We start from the raw sequence: 25,050 nt of genomic DNA, 5'->3' as shown, positions 1-25,050 counted from the left end.
GTGCCGTCACTCAGGGTTGTCTGCGAGCGATCTCGCCGCCCGGACGCAGTGAGCGAGCACCGAACGGGCATATGCGGGCGAAGCGCCCGCCAGCCCGCACGAGGGAGTGACGACCACGGACTCGGCGAGAGTCCCCGGTGTCAGCCCCAGCCTGCGCCACAGCGTCCTGACACCCATGACGCTACCGGCAGGGTCTGACAATCGGCCGTCCACGCCCGGCACCACGCCCGCGAACAGGGCCGTACCGCCTTCGACGGCCTCCCCGATCGCCTCCTCCTCACGCTCGGTGAGCAGCGAGAAATCGAACGAGATGCCCGCCGCCCCGGCCCTCCGCAGCAGGCCGAACGGCACGCCGGGCGCACACGAGTGGACGACGACGGGCCCGTCCCCGGCCACCGCGACAAGATCACGCAGCGCGCCCTCGACCACCGCCCGGTCCACGGCCCGGTGGGTGCGGTAGCCGCTGGCGGTCTTCACCCGCCCCTGGAGCACCGCCGTCAGCGACGGCTCGTCCAGCTGCAGCACGACCTCGGCGCCGGGCACCCGCCGCCGTACGTCCGCGAGATGCCCGCGCAGTCCCTCCGCCAGCGACGCCGCGAGGTCCCGGCAGGCCCCGGCATCGCTCAGGGCGGCCTCGCCGCCCCGCAGTTCCAGGGCGGTGGCCAGCGTCCACGGGCCGACCACGGAGACCTTCAGCGGGCCCTGGTACCCCTGGGTGAACTCCTCCAGGGCGTCGAGGTCTTCGCCGAGCCAGGCGCGGGCGCGGCGGGTGTCACGCCCCGGGCGGTCGCTGATCCGCCAGCCGCTGGGCTCCACATGGGCATAGACCTCGACGAGCATCCCGATGGTCCGGCCGATCATGTCGGCGCCGGGCCCCCGGGCCGGCAGCTCCGGCAGATACGGGAAGGCCTCCAGCGACCCGGTGACGGTCTTCGCCGCTTCCCGCGCATCACCGCCCGGCATCGATCCGACGCCGGTCGCCGCGCCCGCGGCCCACTTGTGCGTGCTGTTCGTGCTCACCCAGAGAGGGTATGCGGCGGGGTGCGGTGGGTGAGGAGGGCGCTCCCCCGCCGGGCCTCGTCCGCCGACGGCCTCGTCCGCCGCCGGCTGCTCGGGCCCGAGCCCGATCAGGCCCTGGCCCGTACGCCCAGCCACCCCACGACCGCGGCGGCCGCCAGCGCGCCCGCCGTCAGGGCGAAGGCGAGGGTCGCGCCCGGGTAGCCGCCGCCCGCCGCGGTGAGCACCGCACCCATCCCGGCGATGCCGACCAGCGAGCCGATCTGGCGGTTGGCGTTCATGGTGGCGCTGCCGATGTCGGCGTGCTCGCTGCCCGCGGCCGCCATCAGGACGCCGGTCATCGCCGGGGAGGCGATCCCGCTGCCGACGTTGCTGACGGCGAGCAGCACCGCGATCACCCAGTACGGCAGTCCGGGCGTCAGGATCAGGAAGAGGACGGCATAGCCCGCGGCGGAGACCGCCAGAGAGGCGGTGAGGGCCGTCCGGTTGCCGATCCGCAGCCCGAACCGCGCGTAGAGCATGTTGCCCAGCGGGATGATCAGGACGGCGGGCAGCATCTGGAGACCGGCGGTGACGGGGCCGGCGCCGCGCGCGGTCTGGAGGAACAGGCCGAGGACGAACAGCGCCCCGTAGAAGGCGAAGTTGAAGAGGAAGCCGATGACGTTGGCGGCGGCGAAACGGCCGTCCGCGAAGAGCGAGACCGGCAGGATCGGGGTGCGCGCGACGCGTTCGCGTACCGCGAACCCGGCCCCGGCCAGCGCCGTCACCGCGAACGCCCCGAGCACCCACGGCGAGGACCAGCCCTTGTCGGGCCCCTCGATGAGCCCGTAGCTGAGCGAGCCGAGCGCGAGCAGCCCCAGGACGTGCCCGCTTCCGCCGAGCGCGGAGCCGCGCGCCGGTACGGCCGCGATGACCCGGGGGGTGAGCACCAGCGCGACGATGCCGATGGGGAGATTGACGAGGAAGATGCTGCGCCAGCCCAGGGTGCCGACCAGGAGGCCGCCGATGGACGGGGCGAGCCCGATGGACGTCGAGACGATCGCCGACCAGATACCGAGGATCTTCGCCCGGCGGGCCGGCTCGGGGAAGGCGTTCATCAGCAGCGAGAGCGAGCTGGGCATGAAGAGCGCCGCACCCACCCCTTGGGCGAAGCGGGCCGCCACCAGGGCGGCGCCGTTGGGGGCCGCGGCACCCAAGAGGGACGCGGCGGTGAACGCGGCGAGGCCGATGAGATAGATCCGGCGGGCCCCGAACCGTTTGGCCAGTGACCCGGCGAGCAGCAGCAGCGACGCGAAGGCCAGGACATAGCCGTCGACGACCCAGGTCAGGCCCGACATGGTCAGCCCGAGGTGGGCCCGCAGGTCGTTGGCGGCGACATTCATGATGCCGGTGTCCAGGCTCGCCATCACGAACCCGAGGGCCAGTACGAGGAGTTGGAGTCCGCCACGGGTTCCGCTGCCGGGCCGCGCGGAGGGGCTCGCCGCGCGTGCCGTCCGGCGCGGCGCCGCTGTCTGAGTGATCATGGATTTAGTTAAAGCTATAGCCATCTAGCGAGGCAATGATTACAGCTATAACTTTACTGAACGCATACGAACGAGGCCCTGGGACACCCCAGGGCCTCGGCCGGCTCGGCGAACGGTTAGCGGCGAACGGTTAGACGCCCCGCCCCAGCGCCTTCAGCAGGTCATCGCGCAACGCGGCCCGCTCCTCGTGCGAGAGATGGTCGAGCGGCGACTCCGTGCCCATCCGCCGCAGCAGATCCAGCCGCAACTCCCGCCCCGCCTCGGTCAGTACGAGCTGCTTGGCCCGCCCGTCCAGAGGGTGCGGCCGGCGCTCCACCATGCCCTGCTTCTCCAGCTTGGAGATGACATAGGTGACGTTCGGCGGCTCGCAGCACAACACGCCTGCCAGCTCCCGCGCGGTCTTCGGCTCGCCGAGCTCCTCCAGCGCCTTCGCCTGCGTCGGCGTCAGCTCGAGCTCGGCGACCCGGCTGCGCTGATGGGCGTCCAGCGTGCGGCTCAGTTCGGCGACCAACCCCCGGATCTCACGGAACCCGCACCCCGCCGCCGCGGTCGCCTTCGCTTCTTTGGTCACCCATGCAGCGTACGTCGCCCCCGGCGGAATGCGGCGGGTCCGGGGCGCCCGTCATCCGGCGCTCAGTGCCCCGGCCGCACCGTCACATCGTTGATCTCCGCGTCCCGCGGCAGATCGATGGCCGCGAGGATGGTCGTCGCCACCGACTCCGGGTCGATCCACCGGGACGGGTCGTACTCCTTGCCCTCCTGCTGGTGGACGCTCCCCTGCATCGGCGTCGCCGTGCGCCCCGGATAGACCGAGGTCACGCGTACGCCGTTGCCGTGCTCCTCCGCCCGCAGCGAATCGGCCAGCGCCTTGAGGCCGTGCTTGCTCGCGGCGTACCCGCCCCACTGGGCGTGCGCATGGAGCCCCGCACCGGAGTTGACGAAGACGACCTGGCCCTGGGCGACCCGTACCAGCGGCAGCAGCAGCCGGGTGATCTCGGCGGGCGCGACGAGGTTGACGGCGAGCTGGCGCTGCCAGGCCTTGGCCGGCAGATCGCCGACCGCGCCCAGCTCCACGACGCCCGCGATGTGCTGGAGGGAGTCGAGATGGGTCGGCAGCGGCTGCTTGCCGAAGGCCCAGGAGAGCTTCTCGGGGTTGGCGAGGTCACCCACCAGCGTGCGGGCTCCGGGGAACTGCCCGGCCAGCTCCTTGGCACGTACGGCGTCCCGCGCCAGCAGCCACAGGTCCTCCCCGCGCTCCGCGAGCCGCCGTGCGACCGCCGCTCCGATGCCCGACCCTGCGCCCGTGATCAAGTGCGTACCCATGGGGCCGATCCTAACGAGCGCCGTGCGACGGGGCGGGGCCGGCGGGTTCAGCCCTGGATGCCGGCCTTCTCCTCCAGGTAGGCCAGCGCACCCACGCCGTCCTCCGCGAAGAACACCAGCTCGGTGAGCGGAAGCGGCAGGAAGCCCTCCGACTCCATCCGCAGGAACTGCTCCTTCAACCCGTCATAGAAACCGGCGGTGTTCAGCAGCACGACCGGCTTGGTGTGCAGGCCGTGCTTCCGCAGCTCCAGGATCTCGGTGGCCTCGTCCAGGGTGCCCGTGCCGCCGACCATGATGACGATCGCGTCGGCGCGCGCCAGCAGCAGCGCCTTGCGCTCGGCGAGGTCCTTGGTGACGACCATCTCATTCGCGCCCTCGTACGCCTTGTGCGCCAGGAACTCCACCGAGATCCCTATCAGCTTGCCGCCCGCGCCGCGCACCCCATCGGCCATGACCTTCATCAGTCCGGTGTCCGAGCCGCCCCAGACCAGCGCATGGCCGCCCTTGCCGATCAGCTCGGCGAACTGGCGGGCGGGGGTGACATAACGGTCGTCGAGGTCGGCGGCGGAGCAGAAGACGCAGATGTTCATACGGTCACGATACGGACCGGGCGGCGGCACCGGGCCCCGGGCAGGGGTACACGTCATCGGTCACCGGGCGGGGCAGGGCAGCCGGGGCGGGTGTGCGCCCGCCCCGGCTCGGGCCGGCTAGATCAGGCCCTGGTCCAGCATCGCGTCCGCGACCCGCTCGAACCCGGCGATGTTCGCGCCCGCGACGTAGTCGCCCGGCAGCCCGAACCGCTCGGCCGTCTCGTAGCACGTGTCGTGGATCCCGCGCATGATGGCCGCGAGCTCGCCCTCCGTCCGCTCGAACGTCCACGCCTCACGCGTGGAGTTCTGCCGCATCTCCAGCGCGCTGGTCGCCACGCCTCCCGCGTTGGCGGCCTTCCCCGGGCCGAAGGCCACGCCGGCCTCCTTCAGGAGCGTCACCGCCTCCGGGGTCGTCGGCATGTTCGCGCCCTCGGAAACCGCCTTGACGCCATTACGGATCAGGATCCGGGCGGCGTCCGCGTCCAGCTCGTTCTGGGTGGCCGACGGCAGCGCCACATCGCAGGCGACGTCCCACACCCGTCCGCCGGGCACGTAGGTGGCCGACACCCCGCGCCGCTCGGCGTACTCGCTGATCCGCCCGCGCTCGACCTCCTTGATCTGCTGGAGCAGCGCCAGGTCGATGCCCTTCTCATCGACGACATAGCCGCCCGAGTCCGAGCAGGTCAGCACGTTCGCGCCGAGCGCCTGCGCCTTCTCGATCGTGTAGATCGCGACATTGCCGGAACCGGAGACCACGACCTGCTGCCCGTCGAGCTCCTCGCCGCGCCGCTTGAGCATCTCCTCGGTGAACAGGACGTTGCCGTAACCGGTGGCCTCCGTACGGGCCTTGGAACCGCCCCACTCCAGGCCCTTGCCGGTCAGCACGCCGGCCTCCCAGCGGTTGGTGATCCGCCGGTACTGGCCGAAGAGATAGCCGATCTCGCGGCCGCCGACGCCGATGTCACCCGCCGGGACGTCCGTGTGCTCACCGAGGTGGCGGTGCAGCTCGGTCATGAACGACTGACAGAACCGCATCACCTCGGCATCCGACTTGCCGTGCGGATCGAAGTCGCTGCCGCCCTTGCCGCCGCCGATGTTCAGGCCGGTGAGGGAATTCTTGAAGATCTGCTCGAAGCCGAGGAACTTCACGATCCCCAGATTCACGGACGAATGGAATCGCAGGCCGCCCTTGTACGGGCCGAGCGCGCTGTTGAATTCCACCCGGAAGCCCCGGTTGACGTGAATCGCCCCGGAATCGTCCTGCCAGGGCACCCGGAACATGATCTGCCGCTCCGGCTCACAGAGCCGCTCCAGCACTCTGGCCTCGACGAACTCCGGGCGGGCCGCCAGCACGGGGGCCAGCGTCTCCAGCACCTCCAGGGCGGCCTGGTGGAATTCCGGCTCCCCGGGATTCCGCCGCACCAGCCCCGCGTGCAGAGAGGCCGGCCCGGCCGTATGAGCGCCGGTCTTGACCTCATTTTGAACACTCGACATGACTTGCGTTCCCTTCGTGGCCGAACGAAAAGCCGCTTGCGGTCCGGATCGCTAGGAATCCTTGGCGCAGCGACCACAGACGTCCCGTCGCTTCGCCGACCTTACTTGCCGACCTCTTGCCGATCGACAACACCACCCCAGGTGATGCGCTCCGCCCGCGTCCGGCGGATGCCTGCCGCCCTCACCGTGCCCCGCCCCAGCGATGTCCGCCCTGGCCATCCCGTCATTCCGTCGTTTCGCTAATTTTTCGCCGCTCGCCGGCAACTCTGTGTTAGGTGGAACCCCGCACGGGAGCGTGCGGTTGCATGCGGTTGCGTGCGGAACAGCAACGCCAGGTCGATCGGCCGTCCGGCTGCGCCGCTCGATCCGTCGCCCATAAATGCGTGGACGCTGCGCCCCGGTCCTCGTTACCGTGCGCCCATGTCCAGCCCCGAGGCATCAAGACGCTAGCCACCGGTCGTGCGGTGGCCTGCTCTTCTTGCGCGTCGTGCCGAAGCCCCGAGCTCTGAGCCCTTCCCTCATGAGGCCCTGAGCGCTCTCGGCCGCGCCCGCTGCCACCGGATCGCCGATCGCCTCACTGATCCGATCACCGATCCGATCACCGATCGCCTCACTGATCGCCTCGTCGACCGCGTCATCGATCACCCGGCCGCCCGGCCGTGGGGTCCACCGGTCGCGCGGTCTCTCCCGTGGTTGCGTTGCGGAGTCCTGGAGTCTCGCTGTGCCATTCGCTCGTACTGTGCCCCTCGCCCGGGCCGTTCCCCTCACCGTCCATCTGCTCGCCCTGGCGGTTTTCGCCCAGGGCACCTCCGAATTCATGCTGTCCGGACTCGTCTCGGACATCGCCCACGACCTGGGCGTTTCCCTCCCCGCTGCGGGCGCGCTGACCTCCGCGTTCGCCGTCGGAATGATCATTGGCGCGCCGCTGATGGCCGTCCTGAGCCTGCGCTGGTCACGCCGTCGCGCGCTGCTGACATTCCTGATCGCGTTCCTGCTCGTCCATGTACTCGGCGCGGTCACCACCAGCTTCGCCGTGCTGCTGGCCACACGGGTCGTCGCGGCGCTGGCCAATGCGGGCTTCCTGGCGGTGGCCGTGGCGACGGCGAGTGGCCTGGCCGCACCGGACGCCAAGGGTCGGGCCACCTCCGTGCTGCTCGGCGGCGTCACCATCGCCTGCGTCGCGGGCGTCCCGGCCGGCGCCTGGCTCGGTCAACTGTGGGGCTGGCGCTCGGCGTTCTGGGCGGTGGCCCTCGTTTCCGTACCGGCCGTCGTCGCCATCCTCCGGTCCGTACCGGCGGACGAAGGGTCCCGCGGCTCCTCCGCCGCCGCGGGCGCCCGCGCGGAATTGCGCTCCCTGCGCAACCCGCGCCTGATCGTCACCCTGCTCCTCGGCGCCCTGGTCAACGGCGCCACCTTCTGCGCCTACACCTACCTCGCCCCCCTCATCACCCACGTCACCGGACTCACCGTGGCCTGGGTGCCCGGCGTGCTGGCGCTCTTCGGCCTGGGGTCGTTCCTCGGCGTCACCGTCGGCGGCCGCTTCGCCGACGCCCGGCCCCTCCCGCTCCTCATCGCGGGCGGGCCGGCCCTGCTCATCGGCTGGGTCGCCTTCGCGCTGACGGCCTCGATGCCGGCGGCGACCGCCGTGCTCGTCCTCGCGCAGGGCACCCTCTCCTTCGCCGTGGGCTCCACGCTGATCTCCCAGGTCCTGTACCTGGCCGCCGAGGCGCCGACCCTGGCCGGGGGATTCGCCACCGCCGCCTTCAACGTGGGCGGCGCGATCGGCCCCTGGCTGGGCGGCCTCCCCCTCACCGCCGGTCTCGGCTACCGCTCCCCCCTCTGGGTCAGCGCGCTCCTGGTGGCGGCCGCACTCGCCACCGCGGGCGTGGCCCGGGGGCTATGGCGACGCGGTACGGCGCCAGTCGAGCCCGTCGAGCCCGCTTCCCCAGCCCCCGATCACCCCCACCCCCACCCCCACCCCACCGAAGGACCCGGGGACCGGTAGCCCACAGGCCGGTCGCCTCCGCGCCGACGAGGGCCCGGCCCTCGTCGGCGGCGAGGGGGTCGGCCGCGGTTCAGCCTTCGGCCGCGACCGCCTCGGCAACGGGCTCCGCCACCGCAACGCCCTGACCCGTACCCGTGTCAGCGGTGCGCTCGATCTCGGCCTTGACCATCTTCTCCATCGGGTCGGCGGAGCTTCCCCCTGCGGCGAGCATCGCCACCAGGATGGCCACGACGGTCAGCACCGTCCCCAGCCAGACCATCGTGTGCACCGGCAGCGTGTACGCGCCGATGACCTTGAGCACGCATTCGGTCAGCAGGGCACTCCCCCATATCGCGGAGAACCTCCGCTCGGCACGCCGGAATGGTTCGGAGCCCGTCACCAGCCGCTCCCACGCGGCGTCGCCGGCGGCGGTCCCCTTCGTCACCCAGGGCTTGAGGCCCGCGGTCATCAGCGGCCGCTTCGTCCGGACGGAGAGCAGGATCGCTATCCCGATGACGCTGCTCACAGCGCTGTCCTTCGCCAGCATCAGCCGCGGATCCCCGGCCACCGCGCTCATCGCCAGCCCCACGACGTTCACGATCAGCATGAGCAGTGCGAGGCCGTTGACGCTCCGGCTGCTGACCAGGCCCCACACCGTACGCAGCGCCGGCACCACGCTGCTCCAGGCCAGTGCGGCCATCGTGCTCAGGCCGAAGCCGTCGCTGAGGAGGTAGTACGAGCCCACCGGAATTCCGGCGTCCACGATCAGCGGCACAAAGCTCTTCAGGATCGTGTTGCCTTCTCCCTGCCCCTCGCCCCGGCGCTCGCCACGGCTGCTGCTGCGACTCCGACCGCGGCTCTGAACAGGACTCTGACTCATCGTGGGCTCCCCCGAGTTGGGCAGTGAACGGACTGCCGGCTGTGCGTCTTCTCTCTGACGCCTTCAGCTTCGTCCACCGGCCCCGACCGGCAACAGTCGCACCCGTCCCGATTTATCAGTGACATTTGTCAGATCCGGCGCCGCGCATCCACATCCCCGCAGGTCACACCGGATGCCGCCCGAGCGGATACCGGTGACGCGGCACCAGGTTCCGCCCCACCGACCGGCGGTGCGTCGGACGACCACCCAAAGGAACCGGGCAGAGAACTCCCACCCACCCACCGCCGTCCCAACTCCTCACCCCATCGGGTGACTTGGGCAGGTATGCGTCCGGAATGCGGTTACGCTCGCCCCAACAGCGCACCACCACAAGCGAACACGCAAACGGCCCCCGGCGGGACTGGCATCCCAACCCGAGGGCCTGATCACAAGGAAGAGAACGCTTCCCGATGACTTCAGCGCAGTCTAACGCGCCCTCGCGCGTCTCCAGCGGCGTCACACACATCCGCACCCGCCAGACTTCTCATTTCACCGTCCTCGCCAACCGCCTTACGCAGCGCGCCGGTAGCGCGGGCACGGTCGGCGTCGCCGCGTACATCCTCTCCCTCCCCGATGGCGCACCGATCACCGTTCAGGCGCTCTGTACGCACTTCGCCGAGGGCAAGACCGTGATCTCCGCGGCGTTACGGGAGCTGGAGGACGAGGGCCGGCTGGAGCGCCGTGTCGAGCGCGGGCCGCGCGGCCGGATCATCACGCGGACCTTTGCGTACGACCTGCCGGGGGCGGAACCGGAGGCGAGGGCCGAGGCCGACGTCCACGAGGCGAAGACGGGAGCGGTGACAGGAACGGAGACGGAGACCGAGCCCGCCGAGCCCTCGCGGCCGGAGCAGGAGCCGAACCCGGCCCCGAACCCGGCCTCGCACCCGGCCCCGGAGCCCGTCCCCGAGGCCATCGGCCTCCTCGCCCGCCTCCACCACCGCGACCGCCGCCTGCGCCTCTCCGAGCGGGAGATCGCCGCGCTGGCCCCGGCCGTCACGGAGTGGCTCGACCGCGCCGTCTCCCCACAGGAGATCACCGCCGTACTGACCGACCGCCTCCCCGACCGTCTCGCCCGCCGCCCGGCCCGCCTCCTGGCCTACCCCCTGCGGGCCCTGCGCCCACCGGTCCCGGACCGTACGGGCCCGGGCCCCGACCGCCCGGCCGTCGTCCCCCTCCAGAACTGCGACGGCTGCGACCGCGCCTTCCGCGCCGGACGCGCCGGACGCTGCCGGGAGTGCCGGGCCGACTCGGCGGAGGTCCGGTGTGCCGCCTGACACACAGAGCGCCACGGGAGCCGTCAAGCTTCTCGGCACTTGCGGAAGGCGCGCGGGTAGGCTGGTGTGCCCGGCAGAGCGAGGAGACGACTTCCGCATGAGCAGCCAACCAGTGCACTCCGACGGGCCCCTCATGCCGATGCCCGATCTGACCCTCCCCGCTCTGCGCTCGGCGGTCGCCGCTCTGGCACCGGTAAAGCTCCCGGAGCTGGTCGACGAGATGCAGCAGGCGTTCGACCGGGCGGGCAAGGACGGCAGCACGGCACCGATCCGCATGTTCTACCGGCGCTGGGCCACCTTCGTCGCCATCGAGCGCGACCCGGCCACAGCGGCGCGATTCCACGGCGCCGAGCACACGCTGCAATCCAGCGATGTCGCAGAGGAGAGACAGGCCGCCGTTCGAGAGATCGGGACCATCGTGCGCACCGCGCAACGCCAGGTCGAGGCCCTGGAGGCCGGGTGAGCGAGTGGACCTGGGAGTACGACCCCGACGACTACGGCGACAGCCTGCCGACGCCGGTCAGAACGGAGGTCGAGCGCATCTGCGCCGAACTCGCCGCCGTCAATTCGATGGTCTACCTGGAGGGCGCTGCCTACCAGGGTCCTTCGCCGGGGCTTCGGGTCGAGCACGGGAGGACACCCGGAGGCCGGTATCTCATGCTCAGCTATGTGACCGACGTGCGCGGGGAACGCATCGTCGTGGTCAGCGTCACCTGCCTGTGAGGGCCGGGGCGGCCGGACTCGGCTACGCCCCCGCCCGCACCCCTCGCTCCGTGGTGGCGATCGTCGCGGAGCCGACGACCCGGGTGCCGTCGTAGAGGACGATCGCCTGGCCGGGGGCCACGCCCCGTACCGGTTCGGTGAAGGTGACGCGGAGCTCGGTGCCGTCCACCAGGTCCGCGGTGACCTCGGTTTCGCCGCCGTGGGCGCGGAGCTGGGCGGTGTACGTGGCGGGGCCGGCCGTGGGGGGAAGGCCGCACCAGCGGGGGCGGATGGCGGTCAGGGCCGTGACGTCGAGGGAGGCCGCGGGGCCGACGGTCACGGTGTTGGTGACCGGGGAGATGTCCAGGACGTAGCGCGGCTTGCCGTCGGGGGCGGGGTGGCCGATACGCAGGCCCTTGCGCTGGCCGATGGTGAAGCCGTAGGCGCCCTCGTGGCTGCCGAGGCGGTTGCCTGACTCGTCGACGATGTCGCCCGGGGCCGTGCCCAGGCGCTTGGCGAGGAAGCCCTGGGTGTCGCCGTCGGCGATGAAGCAGATGTCGTGGCTGTCCGGCTTCTTGGCGACGAACAGGCCGCGGCGGGCGGCCTCTTCGCGGATCTCGGGCTTGGTGGTGAGGGTGTCGCCGAGCGGGAACATGGCGTGCGCCAGCTGGCGGTCGTCGAGGACGCCGAGGACGTAGGACTGGTCCTTGGCCATGTCGGAGGCGCGGTGGAGTTCGCGGCTGCCGTCCTCGCGGAGGACCACCGTGGCGTAGTGGCCGGTGCAGACCGCGTCGAAGCCGAGGGCGAGGGCCTTGTCCAGGAGGGCGGCGAACTTGATCTTTTCGTTGCAGCGCAGGCAGGGGTTGGGCGTGCGCCCGGCCTCGTACTCGGCGATGAAGTCGTCGACGACGTCCTCACGGAAGCGCTCGGCGAGATCCCAGACGTAGAAGGGGATGCCGATGACGTCGGCGGCGCGGCGGGCATCGTGGGAGTCCTCGATGGTGCAGCAGCCGCGGGCGCCCGTGCGGAACGACTTCGGATTCTCGGAGAGCGCGAGATGCACGCCGGTCACGTCATGGCCGGCCTCGGCGGCGCGGGCGGCGGCGACGGCGGAGTCGACACCGCCGGACATGGCGGCGAGTACGCGGAGGCGGCGGGGGGCGTCATCAGTCATAGCCCGTCCAGGGTAAGCGGAACTGTCGGCGGCCGGGAAAGCGTTATGCGGGGTGTGGTCGAGAGCGGGGAGCGCGGGGAGCGCGAGGACGGGGATCCGTCGGGTGTGACGCGGCGGCGGGCGTTGTGGATCGGGGGCGCGGGGGTGGTGACTGCGGGGGCGGCGGCGTTGGCGGCCACGGGTGAGCTGTCTCACTGGTGGTGGCGGCTGCCGGGGAACGACCGGCCGCGGAAGCCGGGCGCCGTCGACTATCGGGGCGCGCAGTGGGCCGCGGCGTCCCCGGAGAATTACCGGCGGGCGGACAGGCCGGCGGATTACGGGATAGACCGGGTGGTGGTGCATGTCGTCCAGGGGAGCTTCGCGACCGCCCTGAGGGTGTTCCAGGACCCGGGGCACGAGGCCGCGGCCCACTACGTCATACGTAAGGACGGGCATGTCGCGCAGGCGGTGCGCGAGCTGGATGTGGCGTTCCATGCGGGCAACCGCGGCTACAACGAGCGGAGCGTCGGGATCGAGCACGAGGGGTTCGTGGACCGGCCGGAGTCGTTCACGGCCGCCATGTACGCGTCGTCGGCGCGGCTGACGGCCCGGATATGCCATCGCTACGGGTTTCCGGCCGACCGGGAGCACATCGTGGGGCATGTGGAGGTGCCGGGGACGGATCACACCGATCCGGGGCCGCACTGGGACTGGGACCGGTACATCGGGCTCGTGGTGACCGAGCTACGGAAACGGGAGGCGGCGGACCAGGCCTGAGCGGGGCGGGCCGGGGCGGCTCCGCCCCGGGACCCGGCGCCGACACGCCTCAGCTCAGGCCGGCGCTGCGGGCCCGTTCCACCACCGGTCCGATGGCCTCCGCCACCGCCGCCACATCCTCCGCGGTGGAGGTGTGGCCGAGCGAGAAACGCAGGGTGCCGCGGGCGAGGTCCGACGACATGCCGGTGGCCAGCAGGACGTGGCTGGGCTGGGCGACGCCGGCGGTGCAGGCGGAGCCCGTGGAGCATTCGATGCCCTGGGCGTCCAGGAGCAGGAGGAGGGAGTCGCCCTCGCAGCCGGGGAAGGAGAAATGGGCGTTGGCGGGGAGCCGGCCCGCGGGGTCGGGGTCGCCGCCGAGGACGGCATCGGGGGCGGCGGCGCGCACGGCCTTGATCAGGTCGTCGCGGAGGGCGCCGATGTCGCGGGCGAACTCCTCGCGGTGCCCGACGGCGTACCGGCCCGCCGCGGCGAAGGCGGCGATGGCGGGGGTGTCGAGGGTGCCGGAGCGCACCTGGCGCTCCTGGCCACCGCCGTGCAGCACGGGCACCGGCGTGTATTCGCGGCCCAGGAGCAGCGCGCCGATGCCGTACGGGCCGCCGATCTTGTGACCGGAGACGGTCATCGCGGCGAGCCCGGAGGCGGCGAAGTCGACGTCCAGCTGGCCGAACGCCTGCACCGCGTCGGCATGCAGCGGGACATCGAACTCCCTTGCCGCGGCGGCCAGTTCACGGACGGGCTGAATGGTGCCGATCTCGTTGTTGGCCCACATGACGGTCGCGAGCGCGACATCGGCGGGGTTGCGGGCGATGGCCTCGCGCAGCGCGTCGGCGTGCACCCGGCCGTAGGTGTCGACCGGCAGCCATTCGACGGTGGCGCCCTCGTGCTCGGCGAGCCAGTCCACCGCGTCCAGGACGGCGTGGTGCTCGACGGGACTGGCCAGGACGCGGGTGCGCACCGGATCGGCGGCCCGGCGGGACCAGTACAGGCCCTTGACCGCGAGGTTGTCGGCCTCGGTGCCGCCCCCCGTGAAGACGACTTCGCTCGGGCGCGCGCCGAGCGAGGCGGCGAGGGATTCCCGCGCCTCCTCGACGGCGCGCCGGGCCCGTCGGCCGGCGGCATGCAGGGACGACGCATTGCCGGTGACGGTCAGCTGGGCGGTCATCGCCTGCACCGCTTCCGGGAGCATCGGAGTGGTGGCGGCGTGGTCGAGGTAAACCATGGTGCGCACGATTCTACGAGCAGGCCCGACGGGAGCCGGGGGCGCATGTCGGGCGCGCGGATGCGCCGCGGGCCGCGCGCCGGGGGGAGACGTTCGGGTCGCCCTTTTTCCTGTGGGGTCGCCGCCCCGAGTGACGCTTCGGCACAGCCGCGGCGGCCCGGTCGACGCGCCGGTCCCGTGGACGCGCCGACACCCGAACGCGCCGACACCATGGACGCGTCCGTAAGGAGTGTCTAGCCTGACACTCATGACACAGTGGCTTCTGGATCGCACGTTCCGCACCGCGTCGGGCGACGAGGTGCGATGGGCCGTCCTCGGGGACATCGGGGACCGCGGCGAGGAGCGGGCGGCGGCACCGGCGGTGGTGCTGCTGCACGGGACGCCGTTCTCCTCGTACGTCTGGCGGGGCGTCGCGCGCGCCCTGGCCGCGCGGTGCCGGGTGTTCGTCTGGGACATGCCGGGCTACGGCGCCTCGGAGAAACGGGACGGGCAGGATGTCTCGCTCGGTGCGCAGGCCCGGGTGTTCGGGGAGTTGCTGGCCCACTGGGGGCTCTCCCGGCCGGCCGTCGTCGCGCATGACTTCGGCGGCTGTGTCGCGCTGCGGGCACATCTGCTGCACGGGGCGCGCTACGAGCGCCTCGCGCTGGTCGACCCGGTGGCGCTGGGGCCGTGGGGCTCGCCCACGTACCGGCTGCTGGGTGCGCACCCGGAGGTCTTCGGGCAGCTGCCGCCGGCGCTCCACCGGGCGCTGGTCAGGGAGTATGTCGCGTCCGCCGCCCACCAGGGGCTGCACCCGGCGGTGCTGGAGCGGCTGGTCGAGCCCTGGTGCACTGGGGAGGGGCAGCCCGCGTTCTACCGGCAGATCGCGCAGAACGACCAGCGGTTCACGGATGAGGTGGCGGGGCGGTACGGGGAGATCGAGCTGCCGGTGCTGGTGTGCTGGGGTGCGCAGGACGACTGGATTCCGCTCGCGAAGGGGCGCGAGCTGGTCTCCCGCATTCCGGGCGCGCGGCTGCGGGTGATCGAGGGCGCGGGGCATCTGGTGCAGGAGGACGCGCCCGCGGAGCTCACGGCGGCGCTGGCGGTCTTCCTGGGGGCGGGTGCGTGAGCCCGTTACGGGGCGAGGCGGCGGCCGAGGCGGCGGACCGCGTCGGCCCGGTCGCGCACGTCGGGCGTCGCCCCCGCCAGCGCCTCGAAGTCCGGGTGCGAGGCCACCGTCTCCACGGAGGCGCTCAGCCGTTTCCGGTCCTCGGCGGAGGGGCGGCGGCTGGGCGCGAAGTCATCCACCTGGGCGATGAGTTCGGTCTCCAGGTCCTCAAGAGAGGCAACGGTCCGAAGGCTTGAGGCGGCGCCGGCGCCGTGGCCGGCGGCCTCGAGCCGCAGCCGGTCGCGGAGGGCGCCGACGGCCGCCGCCAGGTCGCGCAGGAACGTGCCGGTGGCCGCCGTGTACGCCGTACGCGACACGCTCGGCCCGCCCGCACCGGCCGTCGGCAGCCCCGCTCCGTCCGGGAGCAGGGCCCGCATGTCCTCGGCCTCAGGGGCGCCGAACTCCTCGTAGACGGCGAGCGCCTCGCGCCAGTGCGCCTGGGCGCCCTGGGTGCGGCCCAGGGCCGTCTCGGCGTGCCCCAGCACGGCCAGCGCATCGGCCCGCCACCGCTCACCGCCCGGCACCAGCAGCCGCTTCGCCGCGTCCTGGGCGGCGGACACGGCCTCGCCGGGCCGGATCAGGCCGGCCGTCGCCGCCGCCGTACGGCAGCGGGTGCGGCCGGCCCAGAGGTGCTGCCGGTCCTCCTCGAAGAGGGGCAGCGCCTCGAACAGCGCGCGGAGCGCATCGGCGTGCCGGCCGGCCGCCGACAGCGCCTCGGCCAGGGCGTACAGGCCGAGCGCGAGGCGCGGTGCGGTGTCGCCGGCCCGGCGGAGGATGCCCACGCTCCGCTCGGCGAACAGCACGGCGTCGGTGCCGTTGCCGACCGCCGCCCACAGCCGGGCCAGCGCGGCGAGCGCGGTGGCCTCGCCCACCTGGTCGTTGCGGTCGCGGCTGTGCTCCCAGGCCGCGGTCAGACATCTCTCCGCCGTGTCGGGCCGCCGCTGGTGGAGGGCGATGATGCCGCGTGCGTACGGTGCGCGGAAGGACGTCACGGGATCGCCGGAGCGCCGGGCCAGGTCTTCCGCCCGCCGCGCCGCGCGCTCCGCGTCGTCGAACCTGCCCCGCGCGATGCCCGCCTCGGCGAGTGCGACCCGTGCCCGGCCTTCGGCCCGGCTGTCGCCCTCCGTCGCGGCCCGCTCCGCCACCGTCCGCGCGGCCGTCTCGAACGCGGCGGAGGGCGCCCCGCAGTCCGCCGTCACCTGGGTGAGCAGGAGGAGGTCGGCGGCGGGCCGCAGGTGCCGCGGGGCCCGTACCGCCACCTGGCGGACGAGCGCGAGGACGTGGGGTGTTTCGCCGGCCCAGGCGGCGAGGGACGGGCCGGGGCCCTTCGCCCAGGCGCCCGCGGACGAGGGGACGCGGGTCAGGTCGCCGAGCCACCGCTCCCCCGGGTACCGGTTCTGGTGCAGCCGCCGGCCCATCGCCAGGTAGCAGGTGAGCAGGCCGGACAGCACTTCGTCGCGCCGCGCCGTGGGCAGCTCGCTGTCGGCGATTCCCCGGGCGACGGAACGGAGTTCGCCGGCGTAGCGGTAGTGGCGGGTCGCGGTGCGCTCCAGCGCGCCGATCGCCTGCAGCTCGGCCAGCGGGGCGCGGGCCCGGTCCGCCGTCGTCCCGAGCAGCGCGGCCGCGGCCGGGAGCGAGAGCGCGGCGCTCTCCGGGACGGCCAGGAGACAGAAGGCGCGCTGCGCGAGCGGCGTGAGCTGCGCGTCGAACCACTGGAGCAGCAGGTGCTCGGGCAGCGCGCGGTGGGCCTCGGCGGCCGTCGGCCTGGTCAGCCGCACGGTCCCGGTCAAGGCGGCGAGGCGGGGGCGACGGCGGCCGGTGATCAGCACGGCCCCGCCCCGTACGGCCGTCGGGTCCGGGAGGAGGGCGGCCAGCGTCTCGTCGGCGGCGGATGCGTCGCCGGAAGCGCCACCGGGAACGTCGTCGGCAGCCCCGTCGGCATCGTCGTCCGGTACGACGTCGTCCAGGACGAGGAGCACCCGGCGCTCGGCCAGCAGGGCGCGGTAGTGCGCGATGCCGTCCGGCCCGGCCTCGCGCGGGTCCACCCACAGCCGTCCGTCCGGGAAGCGGTCCGCCACCTCCTGTGCGACCCGCCCCGCGAGCGCCGTCTTGCCGGCGCCCGCGGGGCCGTGAAGGGCCCAGCACGGCGTCGGGCCGTCCGGGCGCGTCAGCCCCGCCACCAGCTCGGCGATCTCCTCCGTGCGGCCGAAGAAGTGTGCGGGGGCGGCGGGCGACGCGGAGCCGTCCTGGGGCGGCGGGCGGTAGAACCCGTCCAGGAGGTCGCCGCGCCACCGCTCCAGGCGCGTGCGGTGCGTCTCGGCGAACGGTCCCGGAAGGCCGGCGAGCGGTTCGCCGGCCCACAACGCCAGGGCGCTGTCGCGGAGTTGGCGGGCCTCGGCCGGGTCTTCGGCGTTACGGGCGCGGGCGATCAGCCGCGCGGCCCGGTCGAGATCGAGATCGAGATCGCCATCGGACGCGCCGCCGCCGGGCCGGCGCAGTCCGTACCCGTCGGGCCGCTCCCTGACCAGGACGTCCTCGCCGAGCGCCGTACGCAGCCGCGCGGCGCAGGCGCCCAGCGCCCCGGCGGCGTCCCGCGGCGACCGGTCGCGCCAGATGCCGGCGGCCAGTTCGCTCGCGGTGGCCGAATGCCCCGGCCGCAGCAGCAGCGACGCCAGCAGCGCCTGCTCCTCCGGCCCGCCCAGGGGGACCGGCGTCTCCCCCCGCCAGGCACGTACCGGCCCCAGCACCCCGAAGCGCAGGGGCGGCGAGGCCACCGGACGGCGCTGCTGTGGCACCACGCCGTTCCGGTCCTCCGGTACCGCGCCCCCCATCCGCTCCAGCACCGGGCTGGCCAGTACCGCGAACGCCCGGGCCGACGCATGCAGCCGCAGCTCCCCCTCGTCGTCCCCCATCAGAACGGGGAAGTCCGGCAGCCGCCCCATGTACGGCTCCAGGGAGCGGCCGACCGCCTCGACGACCTCCACGGCCGCTTCCGTGCCGAGGCCGCTGAACAGCAGCTCGCGCACGCCGGGGCGGAAGTCGTAGACGGGCTGGGCCACTTGGCCCGGTGGCGTCGGGCCCAGGGCGCGGTCCAGGGTCCGGGCGGCGGCCGCGTCCCGGGCCCGGTCGGTGCGTTCCAGGAGGCCGCCGAGCAGGATCTCCGCGACATGGGTGGGGCCGGCGTCGCGCATCGTGGCGGCGCGCACCAGCTGCATCAGGGGTGTGGTCAGGGGACGGATCGCGGAGAGCCGGACGGCGAGACGGTACGCCTCGGGCGAGAAGGCGCCCCGGAAGTGCGTGAGCAACTCCTCGGCGGTGGCGTGCGGCCGGGGCGGCGGGGCGGGCAACGGCGCCTCGTCCAGCAGCGCCGTTTCGATGAGATGCGGGACGCCGGGGCGGGTGACCAGCCCGGCCCACTGCTCCAGGGCGGAGGCGGTGGGGTGGAGGACGGGCAGGGCGAGAAGGCCGTCCGCGTCCGGGTCGCGCTCACCGCTGAGGGCGTCGCAGACGATGAGGCGTCCCACGGGGTCGAACTCGCCCGGTGCGGCCAGGAGCCGGGGCCGGGCGTCGAGGGCCGTGCCGCGCCACAGCCGCCGGGGCAGCGGGTTCAGTACGGCCACCGGGCCGCCGCGGCCCCATGCGGTCAGCGCCCGCACGGCCTGCGGGCTGCGCCAGCCCGGGCTCGTACCGTCGGTGAGGACGAAGGTCACCGACGCCCGCGCGGCGGCCCGCCGGCTCGCGAGCGAGGCGGCCGGGTCCCGGGGGTCGATGACATGGACCTCGACGGAGCGGAAGACCGTGCTGCGGGTGAGGAGTGCGCGCAGTTCGGCGGCGAGCGGGCCCCACACCTGGAGGGACGGGGAACAGTCCACCAGCAGCACGGCCGACCAGCGGCGTTCCTGGTCCGGGCGGGAGACGACATCGAGGAAGCCGGTCTCGGCGGCGAGCCGGACGGTGGCCTCGACGTCGGTGACGGTGCGGTGCGGGTGGTCCCGGGAGCGGCGCAGCGGGCGCAGCGCGCGGCCCAGTTGCTGGGCGTCGGGCAGCGCGCGCCCGCCGGGGACGCGGGCGGGGCGGGCCCGGTCCGCGCCCGGCTCGCCGCCCTGGCTGCCCATGGCGTACAGGGCGCGGCGGGACGGACCGTCGGGGGTGGCCGGCTCGGCGACGTCATCGGGTGCGGCGGGGTCCACGGCACCGGTGGACGAGGGAGCGACGGAGGACGGCTCGATGGAGGACGGCTGGGTGGACTCACCGGGTCCGGCGGGCTCGGGCCCGTCGCCGGCCGCGTCCGGCGGCTCCGTGGCCGGTTCCGGGGATCCCCCCGCGGCGTCGGCTCGGGGCGCCGCCTCGCCGTTCCGGCCCGTGCCCGCGAGGTCCGCCCCGGCGGCGTCCTCGCCGGGCTCCGCCGCCTGCGGCGCCGTGCGGCCCTCCATCACCCGTGCCAGCCACAGCACATCGAGGAGTTCGGTGGCCCCGAGGTCGTAGCCGGTGGCCGACATCGCCTGCCGTAGTCGGTCGATCATGGCGACAGGGGCTCGTCGAGGCGGTGCAGAACGGCGGCGAGCAGCTCTTCCTTGGTGAGGTCGGCGCCGCTGATGCGCAGATGGACGGCGGCCAGGAGCTGGTCGGTGGCCAGGGTCTGGGTCTTGGAGCGCTGGTGGAAGACCTCGATGAGGTCCTCGGCGGCGGCCACCGCCCGCTCTCCCAGGTTGTGTTCGATGATCTTGCGCAGCCGGTCGCCGGTCGGTTCCGGCAGGTCCAGCCGTACGCAGCGGCGCATGAAGGCGGGCGGGAAGTCCCGTTCGCCGTTGCTGGTCATGATGACGACCGGGAAGTGGCCGCAGCGGACCACGCCGCGGTGGACCGTGACCCGCTCGCGGCTTCCGCTCAGCAGGACCGGTACCTCCTGCTGGTGTTCGGGCAGCCGGGCCAGCTCGGGGATCTCGAACTCGCCCTCCTCCAGGACGACCAGGAGGTCGTTGGGCAGATCGATGTCGGCCTTGTCGAGCTCGTCGACGAGCAGCACGCGAGGGCGGTCGGCCGCCAGGGCGGTGCCCAGCGGGCCGAGCCGCAGATACTGGCCGATGTCGCCGGACGCGGCGGCGCGCCGGGCCCTGGGGCGGCGGCCGGAGCCGCGCGGCGCCTCCCGCTCGCGGCGCAGCGAGGCCTCGCGGAGCCGGCCCACGGCGTCGTAGCGGTAGAGGGCGTCCTGGAGCGTGGAGCGGCTGTTGACCGACCAGCGCAGGACGTCCCCGAGGCCCAGCTCCTCGGCCACGGCGCGGGCCAGCGAGCTCTTGCCGGCGCCGGGGCGGCCGGTGACCAGCAGGGGGCGGTGCAGATGCAGGGCGGCGTTGACGACGGAGATCTCGTTGCGCTCCAGGAGGTACGGGGCGCGGGGCGCCACTGTGCCGGTGGCCGGAAAGCGCCGCCAGGGCGGCGGGGCGGGCAGGTCCGACGGGCCGCGGAAGACCCACCAGTCCTCGGGCTCCGCCGCCGGGTCGTCGTATGCGCCGGCTTCGCTCTGTCCGGTCACCGCACGTTCTCCTCGTCGATTGCTGCACACACAGGCGTTGTTGGCTCGGGGGCCGCCAGGCCGACGGTCAGGGCTGGGTGAGCACCCAGGCGTCGGGGGCGAGTTGCGGGGGACGGTGGTCGGGTGCGTCATAGAGCAGGGACAGCCTACGGCCGTGGTGGCCGGCGCTCTCGGGCTCGGCCATCGCCTTGGCCCGCTCCAGGCGCACCACCTCGGGGACCTCGGTGTGGTCCGCGCCCTCTACCAGGGCCAGCAGGTCCTGGGCGATGTGCTCGCCGTGTTCGGCGCGGTGCCACAGCACGGTGTGCACGCCCGCCTGGACGCACTGCCGCAGCAGCGTGCCGTGGTGGTTCGGTGCACAGCACACGATCACCGTCCCGGCGTCGCGGTGGACCTCCAGCTGGGCGCGGGCGACCTTGCGGTCGGTGTGCCGGTCGTCGAGGACGAGGCGTTTGGCGTGCGGGAGGGCGGCGGTGCGCTGTTTCCAGCCCGCGTAGCTCTCCCGTGAGCGTTCGGCCGTACGGACCACCACGCGGCGGGTGATGCCGGGCGCGAACGGGCCGTCCTCGTCGCTGTCGGGCGATTCCCAGGAGTCGACGTCGAGGCCGAGCCAGGCGGACGGCAGGAAGTACTCGACCAGGGCGGTCTCCGGGTCCTCCCGGACCTCGGTGCGCAGCACCCGGCGGATGTCGTCGACCACCTGCTCGCTGCCCGCCTCCGTGTCCCGGACCAGCGCGAGCCGGTGCGACTGCCCGTCGGCGAACGTCCAGATCTGGTACGTGAAGCGGCGGCCGGTGGGGGTGGGCAGCAGCTCCACCTGGACGCGCGGGGCGAGGGCGGCGGGCGCGGCGGCCGGGCGGCCGGGTGCGGCGGCGCGGACGGGAGCGGCGGCGGCCTCGACATCGGCGCGGAACTGGCTGACCGCCGCCTCGTCCACCCCCGACCGGGCGGCCACCCGCTCGACCCAGGCGTCCAGGTCCTCGGCGGGATAGGGACCGGCCGCCCGCTCCTCGACGCTGATCCGTACCACCCCTTGCAGCAGCGGCGGTACGGGCGCGCCGGTGGCGGCGCCGAAGCCTTCGAGTGCGTCCATGGCATCGGCGAGGCCCGTGACGGCGGGCAGCTCCGGGGCGTGCGGCAGGACACGTTCCAGGAGGGTGCGGGGGTCCGTGCGGGTGCAGTGGGCCAGCAGGCCGGAGAGGTCACGGCGCTGACGGGTGGTCAGGTATTCGCCGGGGCGGACCGTACGGGCGGCGCGGCGCAGCCGTTCCCAGTCGTCACGGGTGCCGTAGGGGGACGGTCGGGGGTGGAGGTCATAGGGGGCGGCGGCCGCCGGCGGCTCGTAGTCCCGTACGAGATCGAGGAGTTCGGGCAGACCGCGGCGGACGCTCGCCGCCAGGCCGACGAGCCGGTCGAGGTCGGCGGCCGGGCCCGCCGAGGGTCTGCCGAGCCGGGCGGCGAGGCGTTCCTCGCAGGCCAGGACCGCCTCGCGGCCCCTGAGTACCCGTTCCAGCGCGGTGAGCAGCTGCTGCACCCCGCGCCGGGCGGTGGGCACCGCCGAGGGCGGCAGCGCGGGGAGTTCGGCCTCGATGGCCGGGACGCTGATGGCGTACATCGTCGGCGGCTGCGACCCGGGGGCGGCGGTCTCGGGCGGGCGGTGCACGGCGGCGACCAGTCCGACCACGGCCTGGCGTTCGCGGTCCCACAGCGGCCCGCCGCTGAAGCCCTCGGTGACCTGGGCGCCGCCGAGCACATCCAGCGCGATCCAGGGCGGCGCGGAGACGCGGGGCACGGCGCGCAGCGTGGGCAGCGGATTGCCGCTGGCCCATAAGGCGATGACCTCGCCCGCGTAGTTGTGCTGGAGGAACGGCGCGGGCTCGGCGCCCTCGGGCGGGGCGTCCGTCAGCTCCAGTACGGCGAGATCGCCGTGGTACGGCACCCGTCCCGGCTCGACCGGATCGCGCCCGGCCGCCCTGGCCCGCGGCGGCACCCACATCTCCCGTACGACCCGGGCGGACAGGTCCCGGGCGGCCGCGACATGTGGCAGCCGGAGCGTGACCGTGTCGCCGTGGCCGGGCGTGTCCTGGGTGAACCGGTCTCTGCCCAGCGCGCTGTTGACCACATGGGCGCAGGTCAGGACCAGTCGCTCGGCGACCAGCACGCCCGCTCCGACGGCGCCGGCGCCGTGCCGTACGGAGACGAAGGACAGCTGGAGCGGGGTGTCGGGACCGGCGCCCGGGATCACGGCGTGGTCCCGCCGGGCTCACCCGCGCCGCCGCCGAGGTTCCATTTGGCGGAGACCTTGAAGCTCGCGTCGCCCTTGCCGGAGAAGACGCCCAGGCGCAGATCGGAGCCGAGCGTGACGCCGAACTCGACGGTGACCTCGTCGGGGCGGTGACTGCCGCCGGAAATCGAGCGGTGGATCTGGGCGAGGACGCCGCCGAGCGGGCGCAGGGCCTCTTCCAGTACCTCGCCGCCGCGGGTCAGCGCGCGGCTCGCCCGACTGTCCACGCTGACCGGAGCGGCGGAGCCGAAGGCATCGGGCAGCTCCAATTCACCTTCGGGAGCGGGGGCTTGGTCCGGGACCGCGCCGGAGCGCCCGTCGGCGGGAGGCTCTTCGGCCCGCAGCCATACGACGGTCCCGTCCTCCATCTTGAGCGCCACGTCCCCCATGACGTTCAGTCTGACATGAGCCGCAGCGTCACCGCGCGCTCTTTCGCGTCACACTTTCCGCTTCCGCACCCGGAGCCACCTGGGAAAAGGACGCCCCCCACGCCGGCTCACGCATGCAGCACGGTGCGCGCCAACTGCCGTGACTGGGCCACCAGTCGGTCCGCGGAGTCCCAGACCTCGGCGTCCTCCTCCAGGAAGCCGCCCGCGAGGTTGCGGGTGGTGATGGCGACGCGCAGCGGACCGGGGGCCGGGCGGTGGCGGATGTGGGTGGTGAGTTCGACGGTGGGCACCCAGCCGGACAGGCCGATTTCGAAGGCGGTGGGCGGGAGGGCGTCGACGGTCAGCAGGAGGGAGAGCGGGTCGGGGTCGCGGCCGTCGGCGAGGCCGAACCAGGCGCGCATCTCCCCCTTGCCGGAGGGCGCGCCGACGGCCCAGCCCGCGGTGGTCGGGTCGAGGCGGAGGGCGAGGCGGTCGGTGATGGCCGTACTGCCGGAGATGGCGGGGCGGCCGTCGGGGGCGCTGTCGGCGCCCAGGCAGTGTTCGTACGGGGGGATCGCCGGCGGCTTGGCGGTCGTGCGGACGTCGTCGGGGAGGGCGTCCAGGTCTCCGTACGCGGCGAGCACGCGCAGCCGCTCGACCTCGGTGCCGTCCTCGGCGAACTGGACGAGGGTGGCGGTGCCGGTCGACATCGTGCGGCCGGTGCGGACCACCTCGGTGCGGATGACGGCGGGGCCGGGGACGGAGGCCGTGAGGTAGTGGGCGGTGACCGAGAAGGGGTCGGGGTGCGGGAGGGCGTCGCCCAGCGCGCGGCCCATGAGGGCGAGCAGATAGCCGCCGTTGACCGCCTGGATGATCGTCCAGCCTGCGGAGAGGTGCGCGTCGTAGACGCCGGGCGCGCGGCGGGTGACCGCCGTATCGCGGTCGAACTCGCTGTTACCAATGGTCACCGTTGCCATGCCGGGCACGCTACACGGAAAAGTTACCGACCGGTAGTGTCAATTTCAAGCGTCGGAACGAGCACGACGGGAGCACAAAGGGAACACCTAAGCGGAAGCGGTCGATCCGCGCCTGCGATGATGCGGCCATGCTGCATGTGCTCTATCTGATCGGCGTCGCCGCCTTCGCCGCGAGCGGGGTGCTGGCCGCCTACCGGGCCAATATGGACCCCTTCGGCGGCCTGGTGCTCGCCTTCGCCGCGTCGATCTCCGGCGGCACGCTGCGGGACACCATCCTCAACCGGCAGCCGGTGTGGACGCACGACTGGGTGCTGCTCACGCTGATCATCTGCGTCGGCGTCGGCACCATGATCTATCTGCGGTTCTGGCAGCTGCCGCACAAGTCGCTGCTGGTCGTGGACGCGGTCGGGCTGTCCGTGGTCACCGTCATCGCGGCCCGCGCGGCCATCGAGGCGCACGTCACGCCGTTGGCCGTGATCATCCTGGCCGTGCTGACCGGGGTCGCCGGCGAGGTCATCCGCGATGTGCTGTGCGGGGAGTTCCCGCCGCTGCTGCTGCGGGAGGACGTGTACGCGATCGCGGCCCTGGCGGGCGCCTGCTGCTATCTGGCGCTGGACCACCTCGGCGTGGGGGCCACCCCCGCCGCCGCGGTCTCGGCGGGGGTGGTGTTCGCACTGCGGATGGGTGCGGTGTACCTCGGCGTCCATCTGCCACGGCCGCAGCAGCTCGGCGGCCGCAAGAGCCCCGGCGACGGCTGACCGACGCC

22 protein-coding genes are annotated in these 25,050 nt (G+C 73.4%); 7 read left to right on the top strand and 15 right to left on the bottom strand.

Annotated elements, in window-relative coordinates:
* Nucleotides 1–6 precede the first annotated feature (6 nt).
* From ACIRPT_RS19735 to ACIRPT_RS19705, 7 genes are all read right to left on the bottom strand, one after another.
* Nucleotides 7–1,020: a methionine synthase gene (locus ACIRPT_RS19735; protein ID WP_403828557.1), complete on the bottom strand. Its 1,014-nt coding sequence runs from the start codon at nt 1,018–1,020 to the stop codon at nt 7–9.
* Nucleotides 1,021–1,127: 107 nt separating this feature from the next.
* Nucleotides 1,128–2,540, bottom strand: a complete 1,413-nt coding sequence (locus ACIRPT_RS19730) for an MFS transporter (protein ID WP_403828555.1) — start codon at nt 2,538–2,540, stop codon at nt 1,128–1,130.
* A gap of 130 nt (nt 2,541–2,670) precedes the next feature.
* Nucleotides 2,671–3,111 carry a MarR family winged helix-turn-helix transcriptional regulator gene (locus tag ACIRPT_RS19725; RefSeq protein ID WP_403501935.1) on the bottom strand — a complete coding sequence of 147 codons (441 nt, stop codon included), beginning with the start codon at nt 3,109–3,111 and terminating at the stop codon, nt 2,671–2,673.
* A 62-nt stretch (nt 3,112–3,173) separates the two neighbouring features.
* Nucleotides 3,174–3,863: an SDR family oxidoreductase gene (locus ACIRPT_RS19720; protein ID WP_403828553.1), complete on the bottom strand. Its 690-nt coding sequence runs from the start codon at nt 3,861–3,863 to the stop codon at nt 3,174–3,176.
* Between the two features lie 47 nt (nt 3,864–3,910).
* Nucleotides 3,911–4,453, bottom strand: a complete 543-nt coding sequence (locus ACIRPT_RS19715; RefSeq protein ID WP_403828551.1) for a TIGR00730 family Rossman fold protein — start codon at nt 4,451–4,453, stop codon at nt 3,911–3,913.
* A gap of 117 nt (nt 4,454–4,570) precedes the next feature.
* Nucleotides 4,571–5,947 carry an NADP-specific glutamate dehydrogenase gene (gene gdhA / locus ACIRPT_RS19710; RefSeq protein WP_403501926.1) on the bottom strand — a complete coding sequence of 459 codons (1,377 nt, stop codon included), beginning with the start codon at nt 5,945–5,947 and terminating at the stop codon, nt 4,571–4,573.
* 438 nt (nt 5,948–6,385) lie between these two features.
* On the bottom strand, nt 6,386–6,592 hold the full coding sequence (locus tag ACIRPT_RS19705; RefSeq protein WP_403828549.1) for a hypothetical protein: 207 nt from the start codon (nt 6,590–6,592) through the stop codon (nt 6,386–6,388).
* Nucleotides 6,593–6,764: 172 nt separating this feature from the next.
* Here ACIRPT_RS19705 and ACIRPT_RS19700 point away from each other — a divergent pair, with 172 nt between their 5' ends.
* The gene (locus ACIRPT_RS19700; protein ID WP_403828653.1) at nt 6,765–7,952 is read left to right on the top strand and encodes a Cmx/CmrA family chloramphenicol efflux MFS transporter; all 1,188 of its coding nucleotides are present in this window, start codon (nt 6,765–6,767) and stop codon (nt 7,950–7,952) included.
* A 70-nt stretch (nt 7,953–8,022) separates the two neighbouring features.
* Here ACIRPT_RS19700 and ACIRPT_RS19695 read toward each other — a convergent pair whose 3' ends face one another.
* Nucleotides 8,023–8,811 carry a VC0807 family protein gene (locus tag ACIRPT_RS19695; protein WP_403828547.1) on the bottom strand — a complete coding sequence of 263 codons (789 nt, stop codon included), beginning with the start codon at nt 8,809–8,811 and terminating at the stop codon, nt 8,023–8,025.
* 449 nt (nt 8,812–9,260) lie between these two features.
* Here ACIRPT_RS19695 and ACIRPT_RS19690 point away from each other — a divergent pair, with 449 nt between their 5' ends.
* The 3 genes from ACIRPT_RS19690 (at nt 9,261) to ACIRPT_RS19680 (ending at nt 10,847) form a co-directional block, all read left to right on the top strand.
* Entirely contained in the window at nt 9,261–10,124 is an 864-nt protein-coding gene (locus tag ACIRPT_RS19690; RefSeq protein ID WP_403828545.1) for a hypothetical protein, read from the top strand.
* Nucleotides 10,125–10,221: 97 nt separating this feature from the next.
* Complete coding sequence (locus tag ACIRPT_RS19685; RefSeq protein ID WP_403501920.1) at nt 10,222–10,587, top strand: hypothetical protein; 366 nt, start codon at nt 10,222–10,224, stop codon at nt 10,585–10,587.
* Entirely contained in the window at nt 10,584–10,847 is a 264-nt protein-coding gene (locus tag ACIRPT_RS19680) for a hypothetical protein (RefSeq protein ID WP_403501918.1), read from the top strand. Before ACIRPT_RS19685 ends, ACIRPT_RS19680 begins: the two co-directional genes overlap by 4 nt.
* 22 nt (nt 10,848–10,869) lie before the next feature.
* On the opposite strand, the gene mnmA is transcribed toward ACIRPT_RS19680, so the two are convergent.
* On the bottom strand, nt 10,870–12,000 hold the full coding sequence (gene mnmA / locus ACIRPT_RS19675) for a tRNA 2-thiouridine(34) synthase MnmA (protein WP_403828542.1): 1,131 nt from the start codon (nt 11,998–12,000) through the stop codon (nt 10,870–10,872).
* A 45-nt stretch (nt 12,001–12,045) separates the two neighbouring features.
* Here mnmA and ACIRPT_RS19670 point away from each other — a divergent pair, with 45 nt between their 5' ends.
* On the top strand, nt 12,046–12,756 hold the full coding sequence (locus ACIRPT_RS19670) for an N-acetylmuramoyl-L-alanine amidase (RefSeq protein ID WP_403828540.1): 711 nt from the start codon (nt 12,046–12,048) through the stop codon (nt 12,754–12,756).
* 49 nt (nt 12,757–12,805) lie between these two features.
* On the opposite strand, the gene ACIRPT_RS19665 is transcribed toward ACIRPT_RS19670, so the two are convergent.
* Nucleotides 12,806–13,975: a cysteine desulfurase family protein gene (locus ACIRPT_RS19665; RefSeq protein ID WP_403828538.1), complete on the bottom strand. Its 1,170-nt coding sequence runs from the start codon at nt 13,973–13,975 to the stop codon at nt 12,806–12,808.
* Between the two features lie 247 nt (nt 13,976–14,222).
* On the opposite strand from ACIRPT_RS19665, the gene ACIRPT_RS19660 reads away from it, so the two are divergent.
* Nucleotides 14,223–15,083: an alpha/beta fold hydrolase gene (locus ACIRPT_RS19660; protein ID WP_403828536.1), complete on the top strand. Its 861-nt coding sequence runs from the start codon at nt 14,223–14,225 to the stop codon at nt 15,081–15,083.
* 5 nt (nt 15,084–15,088) lie between these two features.
* Here the strand turns inward: ACIRPT_RS19660 and ACIRPT_RS19655 are convergent, their stop codons facing one another.
* The 5 genes from ACIRPT_RS19655 to ACIRPT_RS19635 all read right to left on the bottom strand — a co-directional run bounded on the left by ACIRPT_RS19655 (nt 15,089) and on the right by ACIRPT_RS19635 (nt 24,284).
* Nucleotides 15,089–19,645: an SAV_2336 N-terminal domain-related protein gene (locus tag ACIRPT_RS19655; RefSeq protein WP_403828534.1), complete on the bottom strand. Its 4,557-nt coding sequence runs from the start codon at nt 19,643–19,645 to the stop codon at nt 15,089–15,091.
* On the bottom strand, nt 19,642–20,655 hold the full coding sequence (locus ACIRPT_RS19650) for an AAA family ATPase (protein WP_403828532.1): 1,014 nt from the start codon (nt 20,653–20,655) through the stop codon (nt 19,642–19,644). Before ACIRPT_RS19650 ends, ACIRPT_RS19655 begins: the two co-directional genes overlap by 4 nt.
* A gap of 67 nt (nt 20,656–20,722) precedes the next feature.
* The gene (locus ACIRPT_RS19645; RefSeq protein WP_403828530.1) at nt 20,723–22,900 is read right to left on the bottom strand and encodes a trypsin-like peptidase domain-containing protein; all 2,178 of its coding nucleotides are present in this window, start codon (nt 22,898–22,900) and stop codon (nt 20,723–20,725) included.
* Entirely contained in the window at nt 22,897–23,328 is a 432-nt protein-coding gene (locus ACIRPT_RS19640; protein ID WP_403501896.1) for a CU044_2847 family protein, read from the bottom strand. The genes ACIRPT_RS19645 and ACIRPT_RS19640 overlap by 4 nt, the downstream gene beginning before the upstream one ends.
* Before the next feature lie 107 nt (nt 23,329–23,435).
* Complete coding sequence (locus ACIRPT_RS19635; RefSeq protein ID WP_403501894.1) at nt 23,436–24,284, bottom strand: thioesterase family protein; 849 nt, start codon at nt 24,282–24,284, stop codon at nt 23,436–23,438.
* 128 nt (nt 24,285–24,412) lie between these two features.
* Between ACIRPT_RS19635 and ACIRPT_RS19630 the strand changes: the two genes are divergently transcribed.
* Entirely contained in the window at nt 24,413–25,042 is a 630-nt protein-coding gene (locus ACIRPT_RS19630; protein WP_403828528.1) for a trimeric intracellular cation channel family protein, read from the top strand.
* Nucleotides 25,043–25,050 lie beyond the last annotated feature (8 nt).

Source organism: Streptomyces sp. NPDC101227, from assembly GCF_044767545.1.
Classification (GTDB): domain Bacteria; phylum Actinomycetota; class Actinomycetes; order Streptomycetales; family Streptomycetaceae; genus Streptomyces.
This window is presented reverse-complemented; position numbering and strand designations above follow the sequence as displayed.